Origin of the sequence: Brasilonema octagenarum UFV-OR1, assembly GCF_963888615.1 — a bacterium.
Classification (GTDB): domain Bacteria; phylum Cyanobacteriota; class Cyanobacteriia; order Cyanobacteriales; family Nostocaceae; genus Brasilonema; species Brasilonema sennae.
The window spans coordinates 20,168-30,953 of the sequence record NZ_CAWPKW010000334.1 but is presented as its reverse complement, the minus strand read 5'-3'; the positions used below and the strand labels follow the sequence as shown (position 1 = coordinate 30,953).

10 protein-coding genes are annotated in these 10,786 nt (G+C 40.8%); 6 read left to right on the top strand and 4 right to left on the bottom strand.

Translation table 11 applies throughout. The features are described 5' to 3' along the window. Positions 1-122 precede the first annotated feature (122 nt). From AC5590_RS30405 to AC5590_RS30395, 3 genes are all read right to left on the bottom strand, one after another. Positions 123-1,655, bottom strand: a complete 1,533-nt coding sequence (locus AC5590_RS30405) for a SagB/ThcOx family dehydrogenase (protein WP_169267006.1) — start codon at positions 1,653-1,655, stop codon at positions 123-125. Between the two features lie 318 nt (positions 1,656-1,973). Beyond that, positions 1,974-2,936, bottom strand: coding sequence for a DUF4349 domain-containing protein (locus AC5590_RS30400; protein WP_169267005.1), 963 nt, complete (start codon positions 2,934-2,936; stop codon positions 1,974-1,976). Further along, a complete protein-coding gene (locus tag AC5590_RS30395; RefSeq protein ID WP_256379412.1) occupies positions 2,899-3,021 on the bottom strand; it encodes a hypothetical protein in 123 nt (40 codons plus the stop codon). Before AC5590_RS30395 ends, AC5590_RS30400 begins: the two co-directional genes overlap by 38 nt. 106 nt (positions 3,022-3,127) lie before the next feature. Between AC5590_RS30395 and AC5590_RS30390 the strand changes: the two genes are divergently transcribed. The 3 genes from AC5590_RS30390 (at position 3,128) to ilvC (ending at position 6,074) form a co-directional block, all read left to right on the top strand. After that, positions 3,128-3,994 (top strand): aldo/keto reductase, encoded by an 867-nt coding sequence (locus tag AC5590_RS30390; protein ID WP_169267004.1) that lies wholly within the window; start codon positions 3,128-3,130, stop codon positions 3,992-3,994. Between the two features lie 383 nt (positions 3,995-4,377). Then, complete coding sequence (locus AC5590_RS30385) at positions 4,378-5,001, top strand: hypothetical protein (protein ID WP_169267003.1); 624 nt, start codon at positions 4,378-4,380, stop codon at positions 4,999-5,001. A gap of 80 nt (positions 5,002-5,081) precedes the next feature. Next, positions 5,082-6,074 carry a ketol-acid reductoisomerase gene (gene ilvC / locus AC5590_RS30380; protein WP_169267002.1) on the top strand — a complete coding sequence of 331 codons (993 nt, stop codon included), beginning with the start codon at positions 5,082-5,084 and terminating at the stop codon, positions 6,072-6,074. On the opposite strand, the gene AC5590_RS30375 is transcribed toward ilvC, so the two are convergent. Next, positions 6,075-6,266 carry a hypothetical protein gene (locus AC5590_RS30375; protein WP_169267001.1) on the bottom strand — a complete coding sequence of 64 codons (192 nt, stop codon included), beginning with the start codon at positions 6,264-6,266 and terminating at the stop codon, positions 6,075-6,077. Between the two features lie 110 nt (positions 6,267-6,376). On the opposite strand from AC5590_RS30375, the gene AC5590_RS30370 reads away from it, so the two are divergent. Genes AC5590_RS30370 through AC5590_RS30360 form a run of 3 tightly spaced genes read left to right on the top strand, consistent with a single transcriptional unit; the run spans position 6,377 to position 10,656 of the window. Then, positions 6,377-7,171, top strand: coding sequence for a hypothetical protein (locus AC5590_RS30370; protein WP_169267000.1), 795 nt, complete (start codon positions 6,377-6,379; stop codon positions 7,169-7,171). Beyond that, entirely contained in the window at positions 7,168-8,184 is a 1,017-nt protein-coding gene (locus tag AC5590_RS30365; protein WP_169266999.1) for a DUF1822 family protein, read from the top strand. Before AC5590_RS30370 ends, AC5590_RS30365 begins: the two co-directional genes overlap by 4 nt. 21 nt (positions 8,185-8,205) lie before the next feature. Next, entirely contained in the window at positions 8,206-10,656 is a 2,451-nt protein-coding gene (locus AC5590_RS30360) for a protein kinase domain-containing protein (RefSeq protein WP_169266998.1), read from the top strand. Positions 10,657-10,786: the final 130 nt, after the last annotated feature.

The window sequence follows — 10,786 nt, the reverse complement described above, 5'->3', positions numbered from 1 at the left end:
CGCTGCGCGTTCACGTTCGCGTAGCGTGTCCCCTTGGGACTCAGTGTGCGCTTTGCGCTTACGGGCACGCTAGTCCCTAAGAGGGACGCTGCGCAAACGCTATCGGTGATTTTAAATTGGTATTACCTCGGTCTTCCTAACGTAGTCATGTATAACACAACTTCATCCGCAGGAATACCAAGTACTTCATTCACTTTGTCATCAAAGAAACCACCAATACCACTAACACCCAAACCAAGGCGAATAGCAGCTAGATTTAGCCTTTGTCCCAAATGACCAGCATCCATGTGCAGATAACGGTAAACGCGATCGCCATACTGAGCGACTGCTGATTTTAAATCAGCTGTATGAAAAACGACTGCTGCTGCATCCCGTCCTAACTCTTGTCCCAAACAGAGGAAGTGTAACTCTTTTCTGAAGTTTTTAAAACGAATTTGTCGCAATTGTTGTGCTTTGGGCGCATAATAGTAACACCCTGCCTCAACACCTTCTACCCCAGAAACAGCAATAAATGTTTCTATTAAATTTAGGTCAAAGTAATCAGTCGAATGATCAAAACCTTGGTCAACATAATGTTGAGGTTGGTAAGAAAAATCGAGTAAAGCTTTTAGTTCATCAAATGTTAAATCATCACCACTGTAAGCACGGGTAGAACGCCGTTTGAGAATGGTCACTTCTAATCCATCGAGTTTTTCTCCCCATTGGATAGGTTGGCTAACTGTAGAGATTTTTTCACAGAAAGGGAAGTTATATTTATCCTCTAAAGATTTTTCTTGTTTGACTTCAGGTGAAGTGAGTTTACCGGTTGTTCCTGGTGGAATTTGCGTGCAGTCATGAAAATATTTCAGGAGTTTACCATCGGGAATATCAGGATAGTTCGTTTCTGTCGCAGAGGGTAAAGCTGTTGGTCCTGTGAGTATGTTTTGCTTGATATCCAGCAAGTCTGCTAGGGGGATCACGGCGATCGCACCTTCCTGTTGAGAATCGATGTAGAGCAATTCATTCACCGCTTCATCTACAAAGCCACCAATCAGGTGAGGGCGATATTGAGTCATAGCGCCAGCTAACTCGATATTACCTAACAAGTGTCCTGTATCCAAAAAAATTCTTCGGTAAGCTCTATCTTCATATCGCCAAGCTGAACGATAGAAAACTGCAGTAATAATAATTCCTAACTGCGTCTTTTGCAAAGTCGGATGCCATAAACAAGCTTCTTGCAGCTTTTGCCAAGCATCACTTTCCCAACAAGCGATCAAAGAGTGAGTTCGACACTGGTAATTGTACACTCCCGGCGGCAACAACGCAGTGCCACGAGAAACAACATACATCTCCGCAGGATACAAACCACCCGCACTGGGTGCAGCCCTCAAATATACCGTATTTCCCATAGAAGGCATTTTTGCTGGCAATCCGTAGCTGCAAAACAGCAGCCGCGACAACCTATGCCACCATTGTGCATCAGGCTTGTCAACAAAAGCTTCTGCTTTCTCTTGGATGTAGGGCCTGAGGTCAAAAGTAGAGCCAATTTTGTACTCTTTGAACGGCACTGGTTGCTTAGACCAGTTTAAGCCCTTACTCTTTGAGGCGATAGTCTGCGGATCGTACTTAGTTCGTTCGTGGTAGTGCTGAGCGATTGATTGACGTAGTTCTGGCATAAGAGCTTAAATATGCTTCTGCTACATATCTTTGCATTCTATCGGATCATCATTTAGTCTTAATTAGTACAAATAATGAGCAAACAGAAGGTTATTAAAGAATAAACGAGTAAGGAGACGAGCAGTAGAGGTTGTTTAATTTTTGATTAAAAATGTAAGATTCCAAATTTTAATATTCAAAATTTTTAATTTTTTCTTTACAAATCTTCTGGAAGGTATGGAGAAGTCAAAAAGAAGAATTTTTGAGTCAGAACGCCAGTTGCCTGCTTTGGGGGCAGTGCTGAACGCGAGTGCTTCTTTTTGCAAACTCTGACACCCCTAATCCAATCTATCAGAATGACCAGATTCTGGTATTGATACTGAACGTTGTGCATTATTCCGTCGCCAACGAGTCAAACCATAGCTAGCAGCAGCCAAAATCAACAAATAGGGACTATAAACAGCTAACCAAATACCCATCTTCACCAAACCAAAAGTAAATTCTGCCAAAGAGTGAGTGGAATTATTCCAGGCTGACTGCATTTGTGAACCAAAAGTACGCTGTGGGGCGTTACCAGATACTGCTGCTTCTATGTTCAATGTGATGGTAGAGTAAGCAACTTGATTTTGTAAGTTTTTCAACTGAGCGTCAATTTGCTCTATTGACTGTCGCACGTTGCTTAGTTCTTTAGCAACACTCAGCACATCCCTAACTGAACCAGCGCGATCCATAATTTTCTGTAAGTTGCTTTCTGTTATCCGCAAATTGCTTAATCTCGCTTGAATATCTACAATTTGATCACCTACATCAACAGCCGTGATGTTGCGGCTTTGGACAGATCCTAGTTTTGTCAGTTTCTCTAAAGTCGGTTCCAGTAGGTTTTGAGGAATTCGCAACTGTATTGTTGCTGTATGACGAGCAGATTCATTTTTGGGCTGTTGTTCTTCTAGCTTGATTAAGTCCCCTTGCTGTTGACTGATAATTTGAGAGACAGCATCGATACTCTTATCCACAGAATCAACAATCAGAGTTATGGCTGCCTTTTTAATGAGTTGTTGACGGGGACGGGTAATTTGTGCAGCTTGAGCCGTTGTAGATGTCGTTTCACTTACCTCAGTTAGTGCTGATCGTGCTGCTGTATCAGCCAATTGGTTGTTTATTTGAGCTTTAGGTAACGCTTGGTTTGTAGACTCAGCACTAGGAACAGAAGCACAGCTTGTTAGAATAACCCCTCCCGCCACTACACTTAGAACAAGAGTTGGTTTACGTATCGAAAATATTACTTGACTCAAGCCACTCATAATCTACCCACAGATGGATGAACTTATTCCAAGTATGGCTGAACCAAAAACCTATTTTTTGCATTGTTGCAGTTTGTGTAACCATAATTTTCTTCTACCTCTCGTGCCAGAGGTAAAAATACAGAGTTTTTCTTAGCCTCTTAATGCGAAGTTATCATCCAATTCATAACGCTGAAACGAAAGCGAGAAACATGGAAACAAAACAGCTAGGCAAAACAAGTATCTCTGTAAGTGCAATTGGTTTAGGGGCTATGCCAATGTCAATAAGCAATCGTCCCCCAGAGTCACAGTCAATTGATGTCATCCATCGTGCCTTGGATTTGGGTATCACGTTCATTGACACAGCCGACTCCTACTGCAAAGATGAAAGCGACAAGCACCACAGTGAGCGATTGATTCACCAAGCTTTAGAATCCTACAAAGGCGATGTGAGTCATGTTGTTGTCGCAACCAAAGGCGGCTTAATGCGCCCAAATGGAAATTGGACACCCAACGGTAACCCACAGCATTTACGCGAAACCATCCGCATCAGCTTTGAGGCTTTGGGCGGTAAAAAACCGATTGATTTGTGGCAATATCACTCACCAGATAAAAGTTATACGATAGAGGAATCCCTCGCACCAGCCAAAGAAGCCGTGGATGCAGGAATGATTCGGTTCGTGGGAGTTTCCAACTTTTCTGTAGAACAAATAAAACGGGCACGGGATGTGGTTGATATTGTCTCCGTGCAAAATCAATACAACCCTTGGCAACGTCAGCCAGAATTTGATGGCGTATTGGAGTATTGTCAGCATGAGAGTTTGACATTTCTACCTTGGAGTCCTTATGGCGGTAGGCGTCGCCATGATGGCTTGGAAGATATTGGGGCGATCGCCAAACTTGCCAAAGAAAAAGGCGTATCAGTCTATAATATTGTCCTGGCTTGGTTGCGTGCTAAATCGCCTGCGATATTGCCTATTCCTGGCGCAAGCAAAACTTCCAGCATTGAAGACACAGTACATGCTGTTGATGTGAAATTATCAGATGACGAAGTGCAAAGAATAGATCGCGAAATCTAAAAACATTTCCTTGCTTTGCTTAGTCATAGTAACCCAATACAAAATATTTTCAGGAGAAAATCTGAGTATCTTACCTGAATCTAAAATACAAAATTGTATCATATCAGCTATATAAAATAAGCTGATATTTTTTTGTTCAATTTTACAAATATTGTTATGTTTTATGATTCCCAAAATCTAATATAATCTGCTTGACAACGTTTTACCTCAATAAAAAATCTTTAATAAAAACTATTGTATTACTCAATTGATATTAACTCGTGTGCTGTATTATACGTAAAAAAACACTTTTAAAAACTGCATGAGTTCGCTATACATGCTTGGCTCAAGACGGAAGAATATTTTACTTGTGAAAAATTTAACCAAAATCTAATTAAAAAACTATGTTCCCTTTTAAAGCAACGAGAGGCAACATTAATTTCCTTAATTTCCTTAAATACTTTGACAAAATTTTCGCTCGTCCGACATCAAAAATGTGGGGTTGGGTAATTGCTTTTTTTAGTATCAGTACTTTTGACGGCTGGTTAATAAAACAATCTTCTGTTGTTTCTGTGCCTACAGTCATTTATTTTGCTATTTTTCCCTTAGCTTCTATTATTTCTAGGCGTCTTTCCAAGACTACTTGGAGATTAATACTTTTTGTAGTTTTTTCACGTTCTATTTTAGCTATTAGTTTATGTATTTTACATTTGCCAAAGGTTTCAGAGTTTACAATAATTATGTATTGTATAAATATTTTATTATTCGCTTTTCTATTGATTGATGTAATAAGTACCCGTGGAATTGTAGCTCCAGCTTTAACAGTTATTTTGATAATCTTGCTGTGGATGATAATCGGTTGGCAAGTGATTATCCGTTTAGTTTTGTATTGCAATTTCGTAGTAATTTTCAACAAAGCCGCCACAAGGTTAAACAAATATTTAAAGAGTTTCAATGCTGCTATGGCTGTTTTGACTGGAACCGCAGCCTTTGGATTAGCACTAGGATGGATGCTGGCTAGCTTATGAATTAGGAGTTTTGGTCAAGTTTTGCGGTAAGATTATAAACTTGCAATCAATCAGGACGCTTGCTGACTGGAGAAGCTATTATGGCCCGGATGTACTATGACGAAGACGGAAATTTAGACCTTTTGGCACAAAAAACCATAGCCATAATTGGTTATGGTTCCCAAGGTCACGCCCACGCCCTTAATCTTAAAGATAGTGGTTTGAACGTGATTGTCGGACTATATCCGGGTAGTAAGTCAGCGGCGAAAGCTGAAGCTGCTGGGTTAACCGTGAAAAATGTTGCCGATGCTGTTAAAGCCGCTGACTTCATTATGATTTTGTTGCCAGATGAGGTGCAAAAAACGGTTTATAAAAACGACATTGAACCCAATCTGGAAGAAGGAAATGTTTTGTTATTTGCCCACGGCTTTAATATTCATTTTGGTCAAGTTGTCCCACCTGAGAACGTAGATGTGGTGATGGTTGCGCCAAAAGGACCAGGACATTTAGTACGCCGGACTTATGAACAAGGGGAGGGTGTACCCTGTTTGTTTGCGGTGTTTCAGGATGCGAGTGGTCAGGCACGCGATCGCGCAATGGCATATGCTAAAGGTATCGGTGGAACCCGCGCTGGTATTCTCGAAACAACTTTCCGCGAGGAAACCGAAACCGATTTGTTTGGTGAACAAGCAGTTCTGTGCGGTGGTTTAAGTGCTTTAATTAAAGCTGGTTTTGAAACTTTGGTGGAAGCCGGTTATCAACCAGAGTTAGCTTATTTTGAATGTCTCCACGAAGTCAAATTGATTGTTGACTTGGTTGTGGAAGGCGGTTTAGCTAAAATGCGCGACAGTATTTCCAATACCGCTGAATATGGCGATTATACTCGTGGACCTCGGATTGTGAATGAACAAACCAAGGCAGAAATGCGCAAAATTCTGCAAGAAATTCAATCTGGTCAATTTGCACGGGAATTTGTTTTAGAAAACCAATCTGGTAAACCTGGATTTACTGCAATGCGTCGTCAAGAGGCTGAACATCGTGTTGAAGAAGTGGGTAAAGATTTACGCGCTATGTTTAGTTGGTTGAAAAAGTAATTAACCGTAGATGGACGAGGCAGTGCGTTGGGCGGCTGCGCCGACTTGTAGACGCCGAAGGCGGCTTCCCGCTTTCTTAGCACCTGCCGTGCGGATGAACGCAGATAAGAAGTAGATAATTTTTTGTTTTAGACTTGTTTTAGACTTGTTCCCAGGTTCTGCCTGGGAACGTCTTTTTGTACTATTTTTCACGCTTGCACCTATACCCTCTATTTTTCTTAACTAAGCAGTATTGGTACCGTGAGTGCTTTTTTAGATAATACTGAGGATATATCTTTGTTCTTTAATTTGATCCTGCATCTATGGAAAATCAGGATGAACCTACATGTCTACTCCTGCAAGAACTGCGTCAAATTTTAGACGGTAGTCCAGAAGACATACAACTTTACCAGTTAATCTCAGAGTTTTGCCAACAAAAAGCTGGTAGCTTTCAAAGGCGAAAAGCCTTTATCCCTCTACTAAAGCGACTTCAACAGCTACGAGGACTCGCCAAACCTCGGCGTGGCTATGAACATGAAAGATATCCTGATGTCCTCCATGACATTTTAATTCAGGTGCGCGATCGCCTCTGCACCGAATTTAACCCTGTACTACCAACACTCACAGGTAGTTTAACGCTATGGATTAACAAAAAATTAGGTTTGCAATACAAGGTTATAGAATTATTTTCTCCTCAAACAAAACGGGAGATATCAATAGATAATCTTATCAACACCGAACAAGGTGGCGAAACTTTTAACGAAATTGTCAGCGATCGCGCTATCGATGGAACTATTCGCCTGAGTGGAATACTTCGCGTCATTGAAGAAGAAAATCGCGAAAAAAGCCACGAACTTGACCGTAAACTCAGAGATTATCTTGAACAAGATCCACAAGGAAAGTTACAAAACTGTCATCCCGACTGCATAGATTTTTGCAATTGTCAAGAATTAATTAAGAGGCGTTTTTTAAAAGATCCTCCAGATAAGTGGCATGAAATTGCCAAGGATTTGAACATCCCTTCTGGAACTGTGACTAGTCATTGGCACAGAAGATGCAAACCTCTCATACGAGAAATTACTAAAAACCTTGGATATCTAAGGGAAGAAGAACCATGAACAATACACAAACCTTTTCAATCAGCGTTCCACTGCCAAGCATTGCCCATGAATATGCGAGGCAATTTGAGGTTGAACAAGCTACCTCCCAGAAAGGGAAACAAGTTTATCTGAATACTCTAGCTGTGTACGCTGTACATAGTTTCCTGCAACTGATGGATATAGCTACGGATATTAGCCAAGGCAATAGTTGGCATCCTATTATTAGACGTTTTCATGATGTTGCTGATTTAGTTTTACCAGAGTTCGGCTCTTTAGAGTGCCGCCCCGTTTTAACTGATGACAAAATTATTTTTTTACCAAAAGAGGTAACCGAAGACCGCATAGGCGTAGTCGCAGTTTTATTTGAGGAAAATCTAGACCAAGTGCATATATTGGGGTTTACTCCAGCCAATGCAGCAGGACTGTTACCACAAGAAATAGAAGTTTCTCAACTCCAACCACTGGAGAACCTTTTAGACGAGTTGGAAAAAGTAGCTGCGCTGAAATCAAGCTTTGCTAACACTTCTTCTCAAGTTAGTGATAATACACATTTTTTACAAATTCAAGCAACAGATATTACACAAAATCTGGCGATTGTAAATTTGAGCCAATGGCTGCAAAATCTCGTAGATGCAAGCTGGCAGACAGTAGAAGAAGTTTTTGGAAGAGAAAAAGCTTATCTGATTTTTGCGACAAGAAGCGCTCAACTTTCTCAAAGAATTGTGCGGGCACAACAGATTTCTTTAGGAACTTTAGCAACAGATGAAGAGTTAGCCTTAGTTATAGCTGTCGTGTCAAAAGTTGCTCAGGAAAGAGAAATTATTCTGCAAGTACATCCTACTAGAACTAACATCTTGCCACCAGGTTTGCAAAGCATTGTGCTTGATACAAATCGTAACATACTGTTGCAAATTGAAGCTAAAAATGCTGATAACAAGATTCAATTAAAGATTGGTGGTCGGCCAGGAGAACAGTTCAAGTTAAAAATTGTGTTGGGTGAGGCTAGTTTCACAAAGGATTTCGTTATTTAATTCTCACTAAAAGAAGCGGCAATGAGCAAGTTAGTTGTCCTTAATATAGTAGATGGTGATTTTGAAAATGGGTTTCCAGTTTTTCTGGAAATTGCCACAGAAGGTCAATACGGCTTTGCAGAAGCGAATGGCAAACTGCCTCCCGCTCCAGAGTTGCTTAAACAGTATAAAAATTGGCAACTACCTTACAATAGTCTAGTATCCAACTTAAGATCTTCTCGCATCCACGTTGCCGGATCTACGACTTCCATCCCACAAATCAAAACAGCCAGTCGAAACCTAAAATGCAGTTTGAATGACTGGCTCAATTCCCCACAAATGCAGTCTATATCAAGAACTTTATACCAAAACCTGAATGATAAATCGGAGGAAATCCGGGTCATAATTAAAACTCAAAACTCAGATTTACAGCGGCTGCCTTGGCATTTGTGGGATGATTTTTTTCAGCACTATCTTAGATCTGAGGTGGCTTTAAGTCTGCCAGTGCGAAGGCAAAAAAAAATAATTTCTAGAGAAAAACCAATAATTTTAGCAGTTTTTGGCAAGCGAGAAGGAGTTGGAAATATCACTGAAATTAAACTTAATACAGACTTGGAGTTGCTAAAACAACATTTATCCACAGATACCGATTTTACTCCTTTAATAGAACCAGAATTAGAGGATTTATACGAGGAAATTGAGAGGCGACCCCCAAATTTATTCTTTTTCGCTGGTCATAGTTCAAGTGAAGAAAATGGGACAAGGGGGCTAATCGAACTCAATCCGGATGAGACAATTACTATTGGTGATTTAAAACCAGCTTTGAGAGAAGCTGTTGAAGAGGGTTTGCAGCTAGCGATTTTCAACTCTTGTGATGGGTTGGGAATCGCCAGAGAATTAGCTGATTTACATATTCCGCAAATCATTGTGATGCGGGAACCAGTGCCAGATGTGGTGGCACAGAAGTTTTTGCAACGTTTTCTCGAAGCGTTTGTTGGCGAAAGATCTGTTAATCTAGCAGTCAGGCGAGCTAGGGAAAGAATACATCATCTGGAGGTAAAGTATCCAGGTGTGACTTGGTTGCCAACAGTTTTTCAAAACCCCGCCGAACCATCACTAACTGGAAACGAATTTCGTCGAATTGCCACTGGGGTAGAACCTACTCAGGCAAATCCAACAACTGAAGCGTCACAACCTGAAAATCAAAGTCAGATATCATGGATGCCAAGTGTGATTCCCTCTTCGGCGACTCCCTCTGGAACTATCGCCAACCCGCCTCCCAGCCAACAACCACCTCCAAACCAAGGCTTTTCGCGTATCTGTTGTAGTCAAGGGCATGAAAATTCAATTGCCAACCGTTTTTGCATTCGCTGTGGTGAAGCCTTAGAAGCACTGTCTACAGTTCTTCCCATATCTAATGTGCCCCCGCCTTTGCCACAACCTTTGTCCACTGAGGAAGTCAATCAAAGTCATGCGATCGCTCCTGTAGGTTTGGGAAGTATTTTGAAAGGACGCTACAGAATAATTCGACAATTAGGAAGGGGAGGATTTGGTCAAACTTATTTGGCTGAAGATATAGACCGACTCAGTACTTTATGTGTTGTCAAGCAACTCCAACTTAGTTTTAGGGAACTAGATCATCATTACCATATTGCCAGACGCTTATTTCATACAGAGGCAGAGGTCTTAGAAATATTGGGAAGAGATGACCGAATTCCTCAATTATTGGCTTACTTTGAAGAAAACCAAGAATTTTATTTAATTCAGGAATTTATTGATGGTGAGGATCTAAGTCGAGAAATTACTTTAGGCAAACAGATGAGTGAATCCTATGTGATTTTCCTTTTGCGAGACGTACTGGAAATACTAGAGTTTGTTCATAAACGGGGTGTGATTCATCGTGATATTAAACCCTCAAACTTAATCAGACGCAAACAAGACAGCAAGTTAGTTCTGATTGACTTTGGTGCAGTCAAACAAATTAGCAATGAGACATTCAATTCTCAAGAGCAATCTGTTGCCATCGGCACACCAGGCTATGTACCAGCAGAACAGGCGAATGGCGAACCACAATTTAGCAGTGATATTTATGCACTGGGAATTTTATGTATCCAAGCTTTAACAGGAGTGCATCCTAAGAAACTATCACGTGATCCCAGTACAAACAAGATTAGCTGGCGCAGTCAAGCAAACGTCAGTCCTCAGTTAGCTAGAATTTTATATAAAATGGTACGCTATGACTTCAGGCAAAGATATCAATCTGCCACAGAGGTTTTACAGGATTTGCAACGTTCGGCTACTCAAATTCTAAGTTTTGAGACAATACTACCTTCTCCTCGTGGAACAAAAACTATATATCCTCACAGAATTTGGAAGTTAATCGCGGCATTTATCGCGCTTATAGTTCTCGCCGGACTTGCATTTATAATCTTTGCACCAAAATCATCTATTCCCAATCAACAATTACCAACATCAGAACAAGAAAAAAAATAAATTTGCTCTTTGAGGAGATGAGCAAAGATTTACGCGCTATATTCAGTTGGATGAAGAAGGATTAACTACAGATGCACAACGAAGGACTCTGTTTTAGACTTATTCCCAGGTTGAGCCTGGGAATGTCTTT

Bases quoted from the DNA above. Each gene is read 5' to 3' on its own strand.
- ilvC (WP_169267002.1), top strand. From the start codon at position 5,082: ATGGCCCGGATGTACTATGACGAAGACGGAAATTTAGACCTTTTGGCA.
- AC5590_RS30400 (WP_169267005.1), bottom strand. From the start codon at position 2,936: ATGAGTGGCTTGAGTCAAGTAATATTTTCGATACGTAAACCAACTCTT.
- AC5590_RS30395 (WP_256379412.1), bottom strand. From the start codon at position 3,021: ATGGTTACACAAACTGCAACAATGCAAAAAATAGGTTTTTGGTTCAGC.
- AC5590_RS30365 (WP_169266999.1), top strand. From the start codon at position 7,168: ATGAACAATACACAAACCTTTTCAATCAGCGTTCCACTGCCAAGCATT.
- AC5590_RS30370 (WP_169267000.1), top strand. From the start codon at position 6,377: ATGGAAAATCAGGATGAACCTACATGTCTACTCCTGCAAGAACTGCGT.
- AC5590_RS30385 (WP_169267003.1), top strand. From the start codon at position 4,378: ATGTTCCCTTTTAAAGCAACGAGAGGCAACATTAATTTCCTTAATTTC.
- AC5590_RS30405 (WP_169267006.1), bottom strand. From the start codon at position 1,655: ATGCCAGAACTACGTCAATCAATCGCTCAGCACTACCACGAACGAACT.
- AC5590_RS30390 (WP_169267004.1), top strand. From the start codon at position 3,128: ATGGAAACAAAACAGCTAGGCAAAACAAGTATCTCTGTAAGTGCAATT.
- AC5590_RS30360 (WP_169266998.1), top strand. From the start codon at position 8,206: ATGAGCAAGTTAGTTGTCCTTAATATAGTAGATGGTGATTTTGAAAAT.